This is a genomic window from Roseibium hamelinense, from assembly GCF_007830545.1.
GTDB classification, from domain to species: Bacteria; Pseudomonadota; Alphaproteobacteria; order Rhizobiales; family Stappiaceae; genus Roseibium; species Roseibium hamelinense.
In genome coordinates this window covers 67,773-85,339 of the sequence record NZ_VLLF01000004.1, presented here as the reverse complement: position 1 = coordinate 85,339, position 17,567 = coordinate 67,773, and the positions used below count along the sequence as shown (strand labels likewise).

Here is a 17,567-nt window from a genome sequence, read left to right as displayed (position 1 = left end):
CCCATGAAGGATGTCTTCGATGCCCTTTCGGCGAGCCAGAACGAGCTCCTGAATTCCATGACAGACGCAACCGCCTGGGCGCCGAGTTCGCGCATGACAGCCCTGCAGGCGCAGTTCACTGAGATATCGAATATGAGCGACCTGATGATGCGCGGATTATCCAAGCATCTGGAGTCGATCTCCACAACGCACAAGGCCCGGTTCCAAAAGAGTATTGCCGACTTGAGTGAGGTCACGCAGGACACGCAGGCGGCCCAGGAAGCCGGCGGAATGTTCGATGCTTGGCAGGACTATTGGACCGATGCTGCACAGCGCATGGTGCTGACCATGGATACCCTGCGCCAGCGCGGCGACATTTTTCTGGATCACGAGGAAAAGGGTTGCCCGCCGGTTCTAGTCTACGATTACGAAATCGTGGTCGACGGTGCGGATCTTCCGCGCCCCTGCAACTACATTCTGCTCAAAATCGTTCCGCCTGCGGGGGTTGAGACCAAAGACTGGAAGCGTCCCTACATCATCATCGACCCTCGCGCAGGCCATGGCGCTGGCATCGGCGGCTTCAAGCCTGACAGCCAGGTCGGCGTTGCCTTGCATGACGGCCATCCGGTCTATTTTGTCGGCTTCAAACGGATGCCGGAACCCGGCCAGACACTCGCTGACGTGACTCACGCCGAGGCCCATTTCGTAAGAAAGGTGATGGAATGGCACCCGGAAGCGCCGAAACCCGTCGTGACCGGCAATTGCCAGGGCGGCTGGGCGACATTGCTTCTGGCTGCGATGAACCCGGACCTAACCGGCCCGATTGTTCTGAACGGGGCCCCGGTCTCAACATGGGCCGGACGTGTTGGTGAAAACCCAATGCGCTACAACGGCGGTATTTTGGGCGGCACCTACAATGCCATGTTCTATTCCGACCTCGGGCACGGTGTTTTCGACGGCGCTGACATCGTACAGAACTTCGAGATGCTCAACCCCGCCCGGAACTATTTCGGCAAGTATTATGATCTTTATGCAAAAGTCGATACCGAGCCACACCGATTCCTCGAGTTTGAACGCTGGTGGGGCGGCTACTTCCTTCTAAACGAAGCCGAAATGCGCTGGATCGTCGAGCAGCTGTTCGTTGGCAACCGCCTGTCTAAAAACGAAGCGCGGCTGGAGCCGGGACGCAACATTGATCTGAAACAGATCCGTTCACCGATCATTGTGTTCGCAAGCTACGGCGACAACATCACCCCGCCGCAACAAGCCCTGAACTGGATCATCGACACCTATGCCGATGAGCGGGAAATCGCCATACGCGGCCAGCGCATCATCTACATGATCCATGATCAGGTCGGCCATCTGGGCATCTTCGTCTCGTCAAAGATCGCCAAAAAAGAGCACACCGAAGTCACATCGACACTGAAAACCATCGAGGCCCTTGCACCCGGGCTTTATGAAATGAAAATCGATGACTACGAGGGCAACCTGCTCGACCGGACATTCACCGTCAGCTTTCATGAACGCAAAATGGAGGACCTAACGAAGCTGGATGACGGCCGTGACGATGAGGTGGCATTTGCAGCCGTGGCGCGGGCATCAGAACAGCAGGCAGAGTTTTATGACGTCGCTGTCCGGCCATTCGTGCAGGCGGGTGTTACGGAACAATCGGCTGACCTGCGGCGAAAGACACATCCTTTGCGCATGCAGCGTGCTTTATTTTCTAGTCAAAACCCATTTGTCGCCCCGCTTGCCGAAATGGCAGACAGGGTCAGAACGGAACGCCAACCGGCGGCAAAAAACAATCCGTTTGTAGTCGCAGAGCACCTTGGCGCCGCCATGGTTGAGCAGTCGCTCGACCTGTTCCGCGATGTACGCGACACCATGTACGAGACCATGTTCTACACCATGTGGGGGACGCCATACGCCCGCTGGTTTGGCCGCACCCATCAACCGGGCCGGACGCTGAAACGCAAGGAAGACCTGCGCGGTCTACCTGCGGTTCAATCAGCCCTCATGCGAATTGAAGAAGGCGGTTTCTGCGAAGCTGTCATCCGGATGCTGATCCTGCTGGCCGAAAGCAGAGGAAGCGTGCGTCGTGACCGGCTGGAGCGGTCCGCTCGCGTCTTGACCAAAGACGAGCCGTTCAAGTCGCTCACAGCGGACGAGCGCGCCATGATGCTTCACGAGCAGAACATCATCGTTGAGTTTGCCCGCGATGAGGCCATTGCCGCGCTGCCCAAAATGCTGCCATCAAAAAATGACCGCGAATTGGCGGCGCAGGTGGTCCAGTACATTCCCGGTGCAATTGACGAAATGGCGCCCCATACGCTGGACCTCCTGCAGCAAATCCACACTGTTTTGGAATTGCCGCCGGTATCCGAAGACGTCGTTGACGATCCTCTCGCTGAGTCAGCGCCCGCAGCGATCGAATCGGCTCCCAAAACGTCCGCGCAAAAACCCGTTGCCGCTGCCACCGCCGCAGCAACTTCGGAAAAGAAAACCGCACCGCGCAAACGAACACCGCGGAAACCCGCAGGCACACAGAATGCGCGCAAGCCACGGGCAACTCCATCCAAGAAATCCGAGGAACCTGCGGAATAAAGGGTTTTCATGCTCTACATAGGGCGCCGACATGCTGTCGGCGCCCTTTTTTGTTTTCCGCCAGTCTTCTTGAAAACGGGAGACGACTCGTGAATGGGATTGTCTCTGTAACACCATCCCGGCTATGTCTGGTTCACAACCACTAGCGCGCCGATGATGTTCGACACACTGTACAAACGACGTCTGAAACAAGACCTCAACGACTGGGTCGAAAAGGGCCTGGTGAGTTCCCAAAATGCCGGGCAAATCCTGACTGAGCTGGAAGCCAGCGACGGGCGCTCCCGTTTACCCATGGTTCTGGCCGGTATCGGAATTGTCTGTGTTGCGCTTGCCCTGGCCGCTTTCATCGCAGCCAACTGGGACGGAATTCCGCGTATGGCAAAGCTGACCGGCATTGCGGTTCTGGTTGTCGGCACGCATATGCTGGCCGCCTGGGCAGCAAAATCGGGCCGGAAAGGCGTCTGTGACCTTGCCACCGCGTTTGCAACGCTGGTGTTCGTCGGTGGCATGGCGCTGGTTGGCCAAATTTTTCACCTGCCTTCGGATTGGGCCGGAGGGTCTTTTCTTGTCTGCCTTGGAGCGCTGGCGGCCTCGTGGATGACCGGTTCACGGGCTTCGTTGCTCGTTGCAGCAACAGCCGCGATTCTGTGGCAGGTTGGTCGGTCTGAAATTGGCGAGGCTGCCGTCAGCGAAAGCCTGATTGGCCTTGCACTGCTTGTGGCCATCGTGCTGCACCCGGTCGCATTTCCGTTGCGCGTGAGCCGCTGGGCGGCCACCCTTTTAGCACTGACCACCTATGGCCGATGGCTCGCCGATACGGCGGAAACTCTCGGCGCAAACGATGACTTGTCACTTGCCATGGCTGCGCTCGGTTTTGCAGGGCTGGCGGGCCTGCTCATTCAAACGGCTGCCATCAGCGATCTGTTCGTCAAATGGTCAAGCGACTACCCCGACCGCGGGCATGGGCGATGGCTGATGCTGCATTCACTGCAGGACACCGGTTTCGCCATTCTTGCCGCATTGCTGGTCTTAACGCTTGTCGGGTCCAGTGAACTCGAAGACAGCCGGCTTGCCGAAGCGGTCATGCTGGCTCCGGTCGGCGCTATCATTTTGCTTTCGCTTGTCATGACTGCGGCCGGGTTCCTGCTGTCGTTTAAAACCGCAAAGCCCCGCTGGCTGTTCGGGACAGCCCTTGCCGGACTTGTCACTGTTGCGACTCCGATGCTTCTGCCGAACATCATTGTCATATCCGGTCTTAGCTTGGGAACCTTGATCCTGATGTGCATGACCGGCACGATCTACAACAACGCCTTCTGGACCCTGTGCGGCTATGGCGGGTTAACTGCTGCCTTCCTTTGGCTTCTCCAGGTGACCATTGGATCACTTCTTGGACAGTCCCTGTTCTTCCTTGTCGCAGGCATTGTCCTGCTTGGCATGGCATTCGCGGCAACGCGCTTCCTTCGCCGCCAGCAAGGAGGGGCCAAGGCATGACACGCCAACCGGTCATCCGCTCAGCTTTTCTGCGATGGGGTTTGCTGGCCGTAATCCAGCTGGCTCTGATTGGTGTCCCCTTGGCCGACAGGCTAGAAGTCCAGTTCTCCGGACAGGAAGTTACGTTGGATCTCGTGCCAATAGACCCGCGAGATCTCCTGCGCGGTGACTATGTCATCATAAATCTTTCAATTACGACATTGCCGAAAGACCTTGCGAATACCGAGACATTATCGCCCGGAGATGCCGTGTTCGTTCAATTGAAAGCCGATGATGACGGCGTCTATTCGGCACAGTCGATGTCGCGCAGCCCGGCCGGCGAAGGCACGCCGGAAATCGAAGGTAAGGTGACCGGGACCAGCGGCGATGCGTACAGGATTGACTATGGCATCGACGCTTTCTTTCTGCCTGAAGGCACCGGAAAACAAATCGAAACACTTGATACGGAGCGCGTTAAGCTTGTGATCGCTCTGGCCCCCGATGGCCGCTCGCTTCCGTTGAGGCTTTTGGTCGACGGGCAGCCCTTCCACTCGGACGCTGCTTTTTGATTTCCGCCTAAGATGCTGTATGAGGCGGCCACCGTGCCAACGGCACACAGACATCTCGACAGAAAGCCGCATCATGACCGACCCGGCGCTAGCCACGCTTTTCTTGCCTCTTGAAACCGGCGAGATCGAATTGAGCGATCCGTCCCAGGTTCTATTCATGCGCGCAAGGTCCGGCACCCAACTTTCCGCATTGAGAGGCAAAAGCGCCGTTTTTGAGCAAAGCTTTGCACCGGATAGGGACAGCCTTGAAAGTGCAGGCTTTGTTGTCACGCCGGAGACCGACGCGGCCGATTTCGATCTCGTTATGGTTTTGCCCGGCCGCCAGCGTCAGGAGTCCCGCGCGCAATTGGCCAAAGCTGCGACGCGCACAAAGCCCGGCGGCACCGTGATTGCCTGTGCCACCAATACGGAAGGTGCGAAATCACTTGAGGCGGATATTTCGGCGCTTTTGGGCACACCGGAGAAATTGACCAAGCACAAGTGCCGTTGCCTGTGGGCCGCGGTCGATCCTGAATTGGCCGATCAGCGTCTGATGCAGGAATGGGCGGATCTGGATGGCATCCGCCCGATCATGGACGGAGCTTACTTGAGCCGTCCTGGCGTTTTTGCATGGGACAGGATCGATCCGGCTTCGCAGCTCCTTGCCGATCATCTGCCCGACACCCTGTCCGGCCGTGGAGCAGACCTTGGAGCCGGACTTGGATTTTTGGCGCGTCATGTTCTGGAAAACGCTCCGAAGGTGACAGGCATCGATCTTTATGAAGCTGAAAAGCGGGCGCTCGATCTTGCCGAACAAAACCTATCAACCTTCAAGGGAAAGCGTGCCATGAACGGCATTTGGTCGGATGTCACCAAAGGACTGGACGGGCCTTATGATTTTCTGGTCTCCAACCCGCCGTTTCACCAGACTGGAAAGGCCGATCGGTCGGACATCGGCCAAGCTTTCATCCGTGCAGCCTCCGAGGGTCTGAGAGGCGGAGGAACATTCTGGATGGTGGCAAACCGGCACCTTCCTTACGAACATGCTCTAAGCGAGGCGTTTGCCAGTTTTAATATCGTGGCGGACCAGGGCGGCTACAAAGTGATCAAGGCAGTCAAGGCAAAGGGGCGCTGATCATGCGGCTGGTCAAACTGATCGCAAATCTTGGATATGGCAGCCGGAAGGACATTCAAAAAGCCATCAAGAACGGCTGGGTGACGGACCGCGACGGCACAGCGCTCAAGGCCGACAGTCCAACAGCGCACGAAGATATCCTGTTTGATGATGAGCCATTAGACCCGGCACCGGGCATGGTTCTGCTGCTCAACAAGCCGCTCGGTTACACCTGTTCGACCAAGGATCAGGGACGTCTGGTGTACGACCTATTGCCCGACCGGTTCCGCATGCGAAAGCCCGTCTTGTCGACGATTGGCCGGCTCGACAAGGAAACGTCCGGGGCTCTTCTGTTCACCGATGACGGAACGTTTCTTCACAAGGTGATTTCACCGAAGTCGGAGGTGCCGAAAGTCTACGAAGTGACGCTGGACCGCCCCATGACGGGGACCGAGGCCGAAATTTTTTCGTCTGGGGAGATGATGCTTGAGGGGGAAACCAAGCCGCTCAAGCCCGCCCAGCTGGACGTAATCGGCAAGAGCCGTGCGCGTGTCATATTGAATGAAGGACGTTACCATCAGGTCCGCCGCATGTTTGCGGCGGTCGGCAATCACGTGACTGAACTCGCACGCATCCAAATCGGCGGACTGACGCTGGGCGGCCTTGCCGAAGGCGATTGGCGGCTTCTTGATGAAAGCGGCAAGGCCTCAATATTCGATGTGCAAACCTCTGAATAGGAGATCGACAGCATCGGTCCTGCTTTGAAGCAGAATTTTTTTAATTCATCTGCATCCAAAACCCTGCCCACACCGTCTCCAGAATGCGGGCCGACAAGGCCTGCACGAAGTTTGGATGATTGGAGACGATAGATGACATTTCTGACCAAGGCGCTTACCGCCGCCTCCCTTCTCGTGTTGTCCGCAGGTGCAGCAGCCGCAACCCCGGCAATTGGGCTATCCGGCGACAAGACACTGGTAATGATCGACAGTGCGACCGGCAAAGTCGGTGGCAGCATGGACGTGTCCGGCGTCGACAAATTGCTCGGAATCGACCAGCGTCCGGCAACCGGCCAACTCATCGGCGTCACAGCCGATCACAGAATTGTCGAGATCAATCCGAAAACCGGCGAAGCGACGGCCATTTCCACCATGGACAAGATGCTGCCGATTGAAGACGGCAATCCGGTGATAGTAGATTTCAATCCGAAAGCAAATAAGCTCCGCTTCATGACCGGCACCACAAATCACCGCGTCGACATTGAGAGTGGCAAGGTCACCGTGGACGGAAGCCTGTCATTTGAGGCGAAGGACATGCATGCCGGAGAAGCTCCAAACATCGTTGCGGCCGCATATATCAACTCGTTCGGCAAGCCCGCTTCAACGGCGATGTACGACATTGATGCCACGATCAATGCCGTGATCCAGCAAACGTCTCCGAATGACGGAACGCTCGCGGCAATCGGCAAGCTCGGCATCGCCAAGCCGCAGACCTACGCGTTTGATATTGCGACGAATGCAGATGGCGAAAACCAAGCATGGCTGGCAGCCGGCACTGAGCTCTACACCGTCTCGCTGGAGAACGGTGGCGTCACCGGTAAATGGACACTTGAAGGCCTGGAAACCCCGCTGCGCGACATCACGTTCATGACCGCAAATTGACGAGGCCCGCCTTGCGGTAGTCCCACACATACCGCAAGGCAACTGGTTCGGAGCCTCTGTGTCTACCACCTGCCCCCAGACACGGCGCGCTCCGAACCGATTTCAAAGAAACAACATCCGCCAGGCTATAAACTGCAGCCGACACGCCCTATTCTATCTGTCAGCGATATCAGGCCTGCCAAACAAAATTGGGGCACACAGATTGGCAACCACATTACAGACACCCGCAGGATCGCAGCTTGCACAGCAGCTGGAACTGTGCGCGCAGGGCGACAAGGCCGCGCTCCGTGAAATCCTGGAGACGGAAGGCCCCAAAATGCTCGGCGTTGCCCGCAGGCTCTTGCAACAGAAAGAGCTGGCAGAAGACGCGCTACAGGACACGCTGATCCTGATCTGGCGCAAGGCACATCAATTTGATGCCCGCCGCGGCGCAGCAAAACCTTGGATTTATGCGGTTTTGCGGAACCGGTGTCTGAGCATCTTACGATCCGATGCGCGCGAAATCGCAACTGAAGATGACCGCCTTGAGTTGCGCGTCGAAACAGACCGTGTCGATGATGCCTGGAAAAACCTCGGGCATGACAGCGAACTGAAAAAATGCCTTGAAGGGCTGCAAGAAGAAAAGCGAACTGCCGTTCTGATGTCTTACGTTTTGGGCTGCACACATGGCGAAATCGCAGGCCGCCTCCAGGCACCGCTCGGAACCACAAAAACGTGGTTGCGGCGCGGGTTGGCTGCTCTGCGGGAGTGCATGTCATGAGTCAAACAAAGCGCCCTCACTCCGAGCTTGCTGACGAATTCGTCATTGGCCTGCTTGACTCTGTTGAACAAGCCGAGGCCGAAAAGCTGCTTGAAACCAACGCGGGCTTTGCCGCACTGGTCGAAGGGTCTCGCCGCCGTTTTTCAGAACTTGATGACACGGTCGAACCGCAAGAGTTGCCGGCAGACATGTGGTCGCGGATATCCGGCGGACTGGACGATACCGCGGGGGACGCGGCACCGCAGACCGACACAGCCCCGGAAACCGTTGTGCCATTTGCGCGGCCTGAAAAAAGCGCGCGCCCGCGTGCGCTCATTGTCACCACGGCAGCAAGTCTGGCAGCGAGCCTTATCCTTGCAATTGCGCTGACTTGGAATGTCATGACAACCGTCGAGCCAAAGGTGGTGGCCGTGCTTCTCAATGACGACGGTCAGCCGGTCGCAATGATTGAAGGCACCGAAGACAACCGGACCCTCGTGACAATGCTTGGCGACACAGAAGTGCCTGCCGGTCAAGTTCTTCAACTATGGACCAAACCGGATCCGGATGGTCCGCCAGTCTCGGTTGGCGTTTTCGACACTCCGCAAAAAACGACGCTTTCCGCGCCGGCGTTGCCCAGCCCCGAAACCGATCAGCTCTACGAAATCACGTTTGAGCAACCGGGCGGCTCCCCGACTGGCCTGCCGACCGGCCCGATCCTTGGCAAAGGCTTTACACGCCAGCCCAACTGACGAGGACACTCGAAAGCCGGCCAATTGCTGGCTTTTCGGTCGAGGGCTGTTCTCAGTCTCGGGTTGATCCTGGAAGTTCTATGTCTATTCCAAGGGTCGTCACATCGCCATCCCGGTCCATTTCCAGACGCACGGCATCCGGGTCGATCGATATGTGTTTTTTGACCACGGCAAGAATATCCTCTCGCAGTGAGGAAATGAGCGCTGCATCCGTGCCGTTGTCGGATCTTTCATGGGCCAGCAGGATTTGAAGTCGATTCTTGGCAACAGAGGCGGATTCCCCCCGTTTGCCAAAGAAGCTCATGAAATTCATGCAGCCCTCCCCTTGAAGAGCTTGCCGAGGAAGCCCTTTTTCTCGGAAGGAATGGTCACGGGCACATCGGAGCCAAGCAGACGTTGTGTTGCCTCCGTGTAGGCCTTGGAAGCAGGCGAATTCTCGTCGGACAGTGTGACCGGCAAGCCCACATTCGATGCCTTTAGCACGTCCCGGCTTTCTGGAATGACGCCGATCAGCGGAACCGACAGAATGTCGACAACGTCATTGACGTCCAGCATGTCGCCGGTTTTTGCGCGCTCTATATCATAACGCGTTATCAAGAGATGCTTTGGCATGCGTTTGCCTTCTTCGGCAACGATCGTCTTTGCGTCGAGCAGACCGATAATCCTGTCACAGTCCCGCACTGAGGACACTTCCGGATTTGAGACGATGATTGCCTCATCGGCATGCCGCATGGCAAGAGTTGCGCCGCGTTCGATACCAGCCGGGCTGTCGCAGACAATCCAGTCGAAATACATGCGCAGCTCATTGATAACGCTGGCAACCCCCTCTTCGGTCAGCGCATCCTTGTCCCGCGTTTGTGAGGCCGGCAGCAGGTAGAGATTTTCCAGCTTTTTGTCGCGCACGAGCGCCTGTTTGATCGAGGCTTCGCCGCGCACCACATTGACAAGATCGAAAACGACCCGGCGCTCGGCGCCCATGATCAGGTCAAGGTTGCGCAAGCCAACGTCAAAGTCGATCGCGCAAACCTGGTATCCTTCCTTGGCCAATGCGGAGGCAATTGCTGCAGAAGACGTCGTCTTTCCGACGCCGCCTTTTCCCGAAGTGACCACGATGACTGTGGCGTTGCTCATAGCCAATTCCTTATCGTGTTGTGCGGCATGCGTTCTGCCCGCTTTCTGGGGCGAAAAGATGCCGGCTAGTCGAGCTTCTCAAAGACCAGGTTCTCATCCTCGAACCGGATCTGAGCCGCCGTGTTCAAGAGCTCGGCGTCAAAATCATCGGCCACCTTGTAAAGGCCATTGATCGACACCAGCTCGGCGTCCAATTTGGAACAAAAGATACGGGCTGTTTCATTGCCCGATACTCCGGCGAGTGCTCTACCACGCAAAGTGCCGTAGACGTGGATCGACCCGCCCGCGATGATCTCCGCGCCGGAACTGACCGAGCCGACAACCGTCACATCGCCGGATGGGTGCATAATGCTCTGCCCGGACCGGACCGGCTCGCTAATGAGAATGGATTGCGGATCTGAAGAGGACGGTATGGTGACAGGTGCACGATCGCCGGACTTGCGAGCGCTCGTCTTTTCGGAAGCCGAACCATTCTTGGCGGTTTTGGAGGTGCTCTTTGACGTTTTCTTTTCACTCTGCGAGCGTGCCGCGGCTGTTTCGTCGTGCGGCGCGGCCACAGCACCCGGCGTATCCGGCACCTCGACATCAGATGCCAGCCGTCCTCCTGCAAAACTAGGCGGCATACCTGGCTTCAGTCGGGTTCCAGCAATCCCGTCGATACCCATCACTCTGATGGAACGGCTCGCCATACCGTCCAGCAGGGTCTCCAGATCCTCAATTGGCATTTTTTTACCACGGACATCCAGAATGATCGGCCTGTCGATGAAAAACCCCGGCGACCGCGCAATAATGCGATCAATTTCGGCAAACCATTCATCATAAGGCTGGTCTGGCGTCAGGACGATTGCAATGAAGGACTTTCCCTTGAATTTCATTCAGGAGCTCGCGGAAGACTGCGTTATGTCGAAGAATCAATGGCAAAACTAACATCCTCTGCGCCTCACAATGGGGCAGGACTTCGTTTTCCACCGATATAAAAGCCTCCGGCTGCCTCCAAACGGCAGACAAGCACTTGATCGCCATTGCCGATTTCCGTGGCTCGCAGATAGCGCCCTGCAAGTTTGCCGGAAAAATAATTTACCCATGGCAGGGCAATCACTCGACATTCTGCCATATTGCAGTGCAATATATTTCATATGTGAACTCAACCGCCGGAATGCGGAAATGACAAATGACGAACTTTAAAGCAATTATTGACTTTTTCGGCCTCAGCACTGAAGAAGCCTCCGCCTATCTGGGCGTTGACCAAGACGCCGTTATTCGCTGGTGCAACATGCCTGAAAGCCCACCTAAGGAAGTCTGGCGATCGCTTGTGATTTTGTTCGACACAGTCCGCTTTGCAGCGGAAGACGCCGCAAAAGCGGCCGATCTAGACAACATTAATACGGCTGATCTGAATACGCTGCCTATCGCGCAGCATACGGCCGGAGGGCCAGCAAACGGCCCCAACAAAGCCATTGCCGCAATGGCGATCACTTCGCTTGCACGTGCGATGGTTTGAGCTGCAAGAGGCCCCTAAGGCACCCTTGACGCCGGCTGCTGCAATGAGGCTAAACTCTTGGAACCCTACTGGCTCAGGCGGTTTTGAATGCGATTTTCCGGCGGCACCTCTTTGCGCGCTCTTGCATGTGCGGCCCTGATTTTTGTGATCGCGGGGTGTCAGAAGAGCGGGGATGATGAGCCCACACAGTACCCGGTCCGGGCGGAACTCAACCAAACCGATCGGTCAGCGCTCGAAAAAAACTGGTCCGATATTCCAGCGCTCGTGGAAAAACGCTGTGTGGTTTGTCATGGATGTTATGATGCGCCGTGTCAGCTCAAACTCTCCTCTTCTGAGGGACTCATTCGCGGCGCAAGCAAGGAACGTGTCTATGATTCCGGGCGTATGCAGGATGCCCCGCTGACCCGGCTTGGCATTGATGCCCATGGTGAAGCGGCTTGGCGCACAAAGGGCTTCTTTCCGGTTCTCAAAGACCCGTCGCAACGTGATGCTTTTCCGTCTGCGCTCATATCACTGCTTGAACTTGGACGGGCCAATCCAGTTCCACCCAACAAACGGCTGCCCGAAGCCATAAAGCTCAAAACCGTCCGGCAACTTTCCTGTCCTGCTCCGAACGAGTTGGAGGCCTACACGGAAGAACATCCGATGGGGGGCATGCCCTACGGCATGGCCGCTCTTGAAGATACTGAGTTTCAACGGCTGATCAGCTGGGCAAAAAGCGGCGACACGCTGCCAGAGGCGCCCATACGCATTCCCGAACCGGTTGCTGCCATCGTTGGCGAAATAGAGACCTTTTTAAACCGGCCGGACGACCGTCACAAACTGACGGCCCGGTATATTTACGAGCATCTGTTTCTCGCGCACCTTCACATCGAAGGGGATGGTCCAGACCGCTTTTTCCGTATGATACGGTCTACCTCCGAGGAAGGCCCTGCCCCTGTCGAAATCGCGACCCGTCGGCCATTCGACGATCCAGGAAGCCCGTTTTTCTATCGGCTTGTCCCGGTCGAAGGCACGATCTTGCACAAGGAACATATTGTCTACGACATCGGCCCAAAACGGCTGGAGCGTTACCGGCAGCTGTTTTTTTCCGAAGACTGGAGAATTGACGGAAAGCCGCCCTACTCCGCCAATGCCGGCGGCAATCCCTTTTCAACCTTCAGGCCAATTCCTGCCCGCGCACGCTATCAATTCCTACTGGACGACGCCCTTTTCTTCGTGCGCAGTTTCATTCGCGGCCCGGTTTGCTACGGCCAGGTCGCGGTCAATGTCATCGAGGACCGGTTTTGGGTCTCATTCCTGGATCCGGACGCCGATTTATCGGTCACCAATCAGACCTATCTCGACGCGGTGACGCCTCTGCTTGAGTTGCCGGTTTCCTTATCCGACAAGGATATTGAAGATCGCCTTGAGAGTTTCGTCACCGGCGGCCCATTGGAATACGCACGCCACAGGTACAGGCAGTACGCGGCCAGTCCGCAGTACCAAAACGGCCCGGACTACGATGACATTTGGGACGGTGACGGCACCAACCCGCAAGCACATTTGACTGTGTACCGTAACTTCGACAATGCCTCGGTTGTCACCGGTTTTGCGGGCGACTATCCGGAAACCGCTTGGGTGATCGACTATCCCCTGTTTGAACGCATCTACTATGATCTCGTGGCCGGTTTCGACGTTTTCGGGAATATCGAACATCAGCTCACCACACGGCTCTACATGGACAGCCTGCGGCGCGAAGGCGAACGCAATTTTTTGACCTTCATGCCGGCCAACAAACGCGAAGCCTTCGTCGCGCAGTGGTATGAAGGAGACTTGGTCGCAGTGGTGGACTGGCTTCGCGATCAACCGCTCGACACGCGGACGCCAACCGGTATTTCATTTCAAAGCGATGCACCGAAGCCGGAGTTTTTGCAGGAACTTTTAACGCGTGGCGGCGGCTTGTGGCCGCTTTCTGATCCGATCAACCGGTGTGCGGGCAGCGCTTGCGCAGGCCCGGGTAGCTTGGCGGGTACGCTTAGCGAGGCAGCCAGCCAAACAGCGCCTTTCGTCCGGTTTCTGCCCAACCTCAGCGTGCTCCTCGTCACCGGCACAAAGCAGGAAGACCCGGTCGTATTCACGCTGGCACACAACAAGGCGCACACCAATGTCGCCTTTCTGTTCCGCGAAAAAGAACGGCGACAGCCGGACAAAGATACACTGACGATCGTGCCGGGTCAGTTCGGCAGCTACCCCAATTTCTTCTTCACGGTTTCTTCCGAACGGCTTGCCGACTTTGTTGCCGCCCTCAAGACAATAAAAAATCAAGACCAATATCTTGAGTTCGTCGCCCGATATGGCGTGCGCCGGTCAAGCCCGGCCTTCTGGGAGACTGCCGACATCGTCCAGACCGCACTCCACCGGCAAAGCGCCCGGCAATCTGGGCTTCTTGATCTCAACCGTTATAAAGATCCGTAGATCCAAACAATGCCCGTTTGGTTGACGCCACAGGCAGAACAGTTTACCTGCAGCGGCAACAGTCTCTGAGCCGGGAACCCTCGGCAATCGGCACACATTTAGCGTTTAACGCATATTAGAGGTTCATCAGTCATGGCCAAGACCGCGCTCATCACAGGCGTTACTGGGCAGGATGGAGCGTACCTGTCGCAACTGCTCCTGCAAAAAGGTTACAAGGTGTATGGCATGGTGCGCCGGTCGAGCCACCTGGGCGTCAATTCGCACCGGCTTGAATGGCTTGGCATAGCGAACGACATAGAATATGCGGACGGAAACGTTACAGATCTTTCTGGTCTATGCCGCCTTGTTCGGGCAATCCAGCCCGGCGAAATCTACAATTTAGCGGCCCAATCCTTCGTGAAGACTTCTTGGGACCAACCCATATTGACCGGTCAGGTAACAGGGATCGGAGCGGTCAACATTCTCGAAGCAGCCCGTTTAGAAGCTCCAGAGGCGCGCGTTTATCAGGCTTCGTCGTCAGAAATGTTCGGCCTCATTCAGGAAGCTGAGCAGAAAGAAACCACACCGTTTTATCCACGTTCGCCTTATGCGGCCGCCAAACTCTATGCCCACTGGATGACCGTGAATTATCGGGAAAGTTTCGGGATGTATTCCTGCTCCGGGCTGCTTTTTAATCATGAGTCTCCCCTCCGCGGTTTGGAATTTGTCACTCGCAAGGTGACCGATGCAGTGGCACGGATAAAGCTCGGCAAACTTGATAGACTTGAAATGGGCAACATGGACGCCAAACGGGACTGGGGGCATGCGCGCGACTATGTCCGCGCCATGTGGCTCATGCTGCAACAGGACAAACCTGACGATTTTGTCATTGCAACAGGGACAACAACCTCAGTTCGCGACATGGTAGACATCGCCTTCAAACATGCCGGGCTCAATATGGAAGACTACGTCCGCATTAATCCGGCGTTTTATCGTCCAGCTGAAGTCGATGTGTTGCTGGGAGACGCAAGCAAAGCACGTGATCAGCTTGGCTGGGAGCCGGAAGTAGCAATCGTCGAACTCATTCAGGAGATGGTTGACGCAGACCTTGCACGCTACTCATCAAAGTAGGTTCACGGTTGCAATTTAAGCATCGGAAAAGATGATATGCTCTACGGTATAATAGGATTACCCGGTCCTTTGACGTCGTGGTGCCGGGAGGTTGTAGCAAGCATCCTAAAAACGTCAGGCATCAGCGCTCACAAAGCCCATATTCCAAGTGGCCTAGGCGACCTTTCAAAAGAGCTGCTTCTCCGTGATGCATCTCATCTTGTATTTTCCGTTTCTCGGCCTGATACGCGTTTCGCAGACGTTCTGCTCCAAACAAAAAAGCCGCTGATTTATGCCCAGACTGATCCAAAACGGTCGTTTTTGCACCTCACAAATTCCGGCAAAATGGACCCAAGAACCGCAGTGCGGAGTTTGAGTGGGGACTGTTCCTGCATTTCCAAATTCATCGGGGCTGAAAACGTTGTTCAGGTAACCGAAAGCGCAGTTCGACAGCACCCCGACTCTGTTGTTAAGGCTATAGCTAAAGCACACGGCGTCGCCCTTTCCGAACCAGCCGTGCAACAGATCATCCAAGCCCTCGCGGCACTTGCTGGCCAAGTATCGCTTCCAGAAAATGGTGGGAACGATCCCACGGCAGCGATTCAATCAAAATTTCCTGAAGGCATTGCCAGGTGTGCAACGTTTTTGCTGGGAGGCTTTGAGGGGCACCTCGACGCTAAGCCGGATACTCCGCTGATTGCGACCAAAGAACTTTTTTTGGTCGGCGACAAACCCGAAGACCATGTCGATGCCCCACTTGATATGACTGGCCGGCCCCGGTTTATCGTCTTCGGCCCCTACATTCACATACCTGTTGGAACTTGGTTGGTTCGGCTCGTTGTCAGCTTCTCAGAGGAAGCGCTGGGCATTCCGGCGGTGGTCGATATTGGCGCATCGGATGAACGCGGCTTCAGAGAATTGAGCCGTACCCACATCATCGCATCGACTGCAGGACGGACGGACATTTCCCTCTCCTTCCAAAACGACAATCCGCTAGCGTCCCTTCAGGTCCGGCTTGCAACAGAAAAATCGGTCTTCGATGGGCTGATCGCAATCGGCTTTGCCGAATTTCGGCGCAAGGTTGCTGAAACCGACGAAGAATTGGAAGTCCTGCTTCCCGAGACTTGATACAGTCCAAAACACACCCGCACGCATAAAAAATAAGCCCTCCCGACCGACCAGTCAGGAGGGCGTTTTTCAGCTCCGAATGTTGTTATTCTTCACGCATGCTATTTCTTACAGCATCCTCAAGCGGTTGAACCAAGTACTCCACGACGGTCCGTTCGCCAGTTGGAATGATAATCTCAGCGGGCATACCCGGCGTCAATTTTCCCAAGACCTCTTCCGGTATTTCGCTGTCCGGTACGACGATTCGAGCTAGGTAATAAGGCTGCTCATTTTGATTGGTCGGTTGAATTGTGTCCGGCGAAACATACGCTATTTTCCCAAAAATGCTGGGCAGGTACCGGCTTGTAAACGCCGACAACCGAACCTCTGCTTCAAGCCCAGGGTAGATATTGTCGATATCTAAGGTCCGAATATTGGCATTGATCACGATTTCATCGTCGGTTGGCACGATTTCCATGATCGGAGCACCGGGTTTGATTACGCCGCCGATTGTGTGGACCTGCATGTTCTGGACAATGCCATCAACTTGAGCCCGGATTTCAGTCCGATCCAAGACGTCGGCTGCAACGACCTGCTGTTCTTCCAGTTCGGCAAGTTCTTGACGTACCTCACCGAGCTCTGTTGCCGCGCGCTCACTGAAACTTTGACGGATGCGGACGATTTCGAGTTCGGTTTCGCCAATGCTCTCGTTCACCCTGGCAATGTCCGAAACCAGACGCCCGAACGCACCGGTCAACTGGGCTTGCTCGCGCCTCAAAGAAGACAGCCGGTTGGTTGATACAACACCTTTGTTCGTACCATCCTGCAGCCGCTCAACTTCTTCCGCGATCAAATCGATTTCCTGTTTCGCCGCATCTCTTTGCAACTCAAGGCCTGAGATTTGGTTCTTCAGCTGGGCAACTTTAGAATCCAGAATACTGATCTGGCTGTTGCGCACGGAGACGCGATCACGGAATAGGTCTTGCTGGGTTTTCATCGCATATTTGATGCGGACATCGTCTGATGCCATCAAGTCCTCGGGAAAAACCAGTTCCGCCTCATTGGCGCGTTCGGTTTCCAAGCGAGCAAGTTCAGCGCGAGCGATCATGTAGCGCGTATCGACCATCGAAGCGTTCGCTTGGGACTTGATTTCACTCAGCCGGACCAAAACATCACCAGCTTTCACGGTATCTGAATCGTCGACGAGGATTTCCTTAACAATACCGCCTTCGAGGTGATCGACAATTTTCTTCGAGCTTTCGACGCTTAAGACGCCAGGTGCAATGACCGCGCTGTCCAAAGGCGCAGTCGCCGCCCATCCGCCAAGGACGCCGAAAGTTATGAAAATGGTGAGATATCCGCCAATAATGAAAGGCTTTGGAGAAAAGTCTTTCGTCTTATCTTGCGAACTCATGCTG

16 protein-coding genes are annotated in these 17,567 nt (G+C 55.9%); 12 read left to right on the top strand and 4 right to left on the bottom strand.

The features are described from left to right. Nucleotides 1-3 precede the first annotated feature (3 nt). The 8 genes from JM93_RS09705 to JM93_RS09670 all read left to right on the top strand — a co-directional run bounded on the left by JM93_RS09705 (nucleotide 4) and on the right by JM93_RS09670 (nucleotide 8,864). Nucleotides 4-2,583 (top strand): DUF3141 domain-containing protein, encoded by a 2,580-nt coding sequence (locus JM93_RS09705; RefSeq protein WP_145342779.1) that lies wholly within the window; start codon nucleotides 4-6, stop codon nucleotides 2,581-2,583. Nucleotides 2,584-2,739: 156 nt separating this feature from the next. Continuing rightward, entirely contained in the window at nucleotides 2,740-4,074 is a 1,335-nt protein-coding gene (locus tag JM93_RS09700; protein WP_145343272.1) for a DUF2157 domain-containing protein, read from the top strand. Beyond that, complete coding sequence (locus JM93_RS09695) at nucleotides 4,071-4,622, top strand: GDYXXLXY domain-containing protein (protein WP_145342777.1); 552 nt, start codon at nucleotides 4,071-4,073, stop codon at nucleotides 4,620-4,622. The genes JM93_RS09700 and JM93_RS09695 overlap by 4 nt, the downstream gene beginning before the upstream one ends. A gap of 73 nt (nucleotides 4,623-4,695) precedes the next feature. Next, nucleotides 4,696-5,736, top strand: a complete 1,041-nt coding sequence (locus JM93_RS09690; RefSeq protein WP_145342774.1) for a class I SAM-dependent methyltransferase — start codon at nucleotides 4,696-4,698, stop codon at nucleotides 5,734-5,736. A 2-nt stretch (nucleotides 5,737-5,738) separates the two neighbouring features. Further along, nucleotides 5,739-6,452 (top strand): pseudouridine synthase, encoded by a 714-nt coding sequence (locus JM93_RS09685; protein WP_145342771.1) that lies wholly within the window; start codon nucleotides 5,739-5,741, stop codon nucleotides 6,450-6,452. 132 nt (nucleotides 6,453-6,584) lie between these two features. Further along, nucleotides 6,585-7,373 (top strand): DUF4394 domain-containing protein, encoded by a 789-nt coding sequence (locus tag JM93_RS09680; RefSeq protein WP_145342769.1) that lies wholly within the window; start codon nucleotides 6,585-6,587, stop codon nucleotides 7,371-7,373. Nucleotides 7,374-7,575: 202 nt separating this feature from the next. Next, on the top strand, nucleotides 7,576-8,133 hold the full coding sequence (locus JM93_RS09675) for a sigma-70 family RNA polymerase sigma factor (RefSeq protein ID WP_244300799.1): 558 nt from the start codon (nucleotides 7,576-7,578) through the stop codon (nucleotides 8,131-8,133). Then, nucleotides 8,130-8,864: an anti-sigma factor gene (locus JM93_RS09670; protein WP_145342767.1), complete on the top strand. Its 735-nt coding sequence runs from the start codon at nucleotides 8,130-8,132 to the stop codon at nucleotides 8,862-8,864. Before JM93_RS09675 ends, JM93_RS09670 begins: the two co-directional genes overlap by 4 nt. Before the next feature lie 52 nt (nucleotides 8,865-8,916). Here the strand turns inward: JM93_RS09670 and minE are convergent, their stop codons facing one another. From minE to minC, 3 genes are all read right to left on the bottom strand, one after another. Further along, nucleotides 8,917-9,177, bottom strand: a complete 261-nt coding sequence (minE, locus tag JM93_RS09665; protein ID WP_145342766.1) for a cell division topological specificity factor MinE — start codon at nucleotides 9,175-9,177, stop codon at nucleotides 8,917-8,919. Then, nucleotides 9,174-9,995, bottom strand: coding sequence for a septum site-determining protein MinD (gene minD, locus JM93_RS09660; protein WP_145342764.1), 822 nt, complete (start codon nucleotides 9,993-9,995; stop codon nucleotides 9,174-9,176). Before minD ends, minE begins: the two co-directional genes overlap by 4 nt. 65 nt (nucleotides 9,996-10,060) lie before the next feature. Continuing rightward, nucleotides 10,061-10,870 carry a septum site-determining protein MinC gene (gene minC, locus JM93_RS09655; protein WP_145342762.1) on the bottom strand — a complete coding sequence of 270 codons (810 nt, stop codon included), beginning with the start codon at nucleotides 10,868-10,870 and terminating at the stop codon, nucleotides 10,061-10,063. A 296-nt stretch (nucleotides 10,871-11,166) separates the two neighbouring features. Here minC and JM93_RS09650 point away from each other — a divergent pair, with 296 nt between their 5' ends. The 4 genes from JM93_RS09650 to JM93_RS09635 all read left to right on the top strand — a co-directional run bounded on the left by JM93_RS09650 (nucleotide 11,167) and on the right by JM93_RS09635 (nucleotide 16,170). Beyond that, nucleotides 11,167-11,496, top strand: a complete 330-nt coding sequence (locus JM93_RS09650) for a hypothetical protein (protein ID WP_145342760.1) — start codon at nucleotides 11,167-11,169, stop codon at nucleotides 11,494-11,496. An 87-nt stretch (nucleotides 11,497-11,583) separates the two neighbouring features. Continuing rightward, nucleotides 11,584-13,953: a fatty acid cis/trans isomerase gene (locus JM93_RS09645; protein WP_208995072.1), complete on the top strand. Its 2,370-nt coding sequence runs from the start codon at nucleotides 11,584-11,586 to the stop codon at nucleotides 13,951-13,953. A gap of 132 nt (nucleotides 13,954-14,085) precedes the next feature. Continuing rightward, entirely contained in the window at nucleotides 14,086-15,063 is a 978-nt protein-coding gene (gene gmd, locus JM93_RS09640; protein WP_145342758.1) for a GDP-mannose 4,6-dehydratase, read from the top strand. Between the two features lie 495 nt (nucleotides 15,064-15,558). Further along, nucleotides 15,559-16,170, top strand: a complete 612-nt coding sequence (locus tag JM93_RS09635) for a hypothetical protein (RefSeq protein WP_145342756.1) — start codon at nucleotides 15,559-15,561, stop codon at nucleotides 16,168-16,170. 85 nt (nucleotides 16,171-16,255) lie between these two features. On the opposite strand, the gene JM93_RS09630 is transcribed toward JM93_RS09635, so the two are convergent. After that, nucleotides 16,256-17,563, bottom strand: a complete 1,308-nt coding sequence (locus tag JM93_RS09630; protein ID WP_170230620.1) for an HlyD family type I secretion periplasmic adaptor subunit — start codon at nucleotides 17,561-17,563, stop codon at nucleotides 16,256-16,258. Nucleotides 17,564-17,567: the final 4 nt, after the last annotated feature.

What these genes read in the sequence shown, in the direction of transcription:
- JM93_RS09705 (WP_145342779.1), top strand. Translation starts at nt 4, where the DNA reads ATGAAGGATGTCTTCGATGCCCTTTCGGCGAGCCAGAACGAGCTCCTG.
- JM93_RS09700 (WP_145343272.1), top strand. Translation starts at nt 2,740, where the DNA reads ATGTTCGACACACTGTACAAACGACGTCTGAAACAAGACCTCAACGAC.
- JM93_RS09695 (WP_145342777.1), top strand. Translation starts at nt 4,071, where the DNA reads ATGACACGCCAACCGGTCATCCGCTCAGCTTTTCTGCGATGGGGTTTG.
- JM93_RS09690 (WP_145342774.1), top strand. Translation starts at nt 4,696, where the DNA reads ATGACCGACCCGGCGCTAGCCACGCTTTTCTTGCCTCTTGAAACCGGC.
- JM93_RS09685 (WP_145342771.1), top strand. Translation starts at nt 5,739, where the DNA reads ATGCGGCTGGTCAAACTGATCGCAAATCTTGGATATGGCAGCCGGAAG.
- JM93_RS09680 (WP_145342769.1), top strand. Translation starts at nt 6,585, where the DNA reads ATGACATTTCTGACCAAGGCGCTTACCGCCGCCTCCCTTCTCGTGTTG.
- JM93_RS09670 (WP_145342767.1), top strand. Translation starts at nt 8,130, where the DNA reads ATGAGTCAAACAAAGCGCCCTCACTCCGAGCTTGCTGACGAATTCGTC.
- minE (WP_145342766.1), bottom strand. Translation starts at nt 9,177, where the DNA reads ATGAATTTCATGAGCTTCTTTGGCAAACGGGGGGAATCCGCCTCTGTT.
- minD (WP_145342764.1), bottom strand. Translation starts at nt 9,995, where the DNA reads ATGAGCAACGCCACAGTCATCGTGGTCACTTCGGGAAAAGGCGGCGTC.
- minC (WP_145342762.1), bottom strand. Translation starts at nt 10,870, where the DNA reads ATGAAATTCAAGGGAAAGTCCTTCATTGCAATCGTCCTGACGCCAGAC.
- JM93_RS09650 (WP_145342760.1), top strand. Translation starts at nt 11,167, where the DNA reads ATGACGAACTTTAAAGCAATTATTGACTTTTTCGGCCTCAGCACTGAA.
- JM93_RS09645 (WP_208995072.1), top strand. Translation starts at nt 11,584, where the DNA reads ATGCGATTTTCCGGCGGCACCTCTTTGCGCGCTCTTGCATGTGCGGCC.
- gmd (WP_145342758.1), top strand. Translation starts at nt 14,086, where the DNA reads ATGGCCAAGACCGCGCTCATCACAGGCGTTACTGGGCAGGATGGAGCG.
- JM93_RS09630 (WP_170230620.1), bottom strand. Translation starts at nt 17,563, where the DNA reads ATGAGTTCGCAAGATAAGACGAAAGACTTTTCTCCAAAGCCTTTCATT.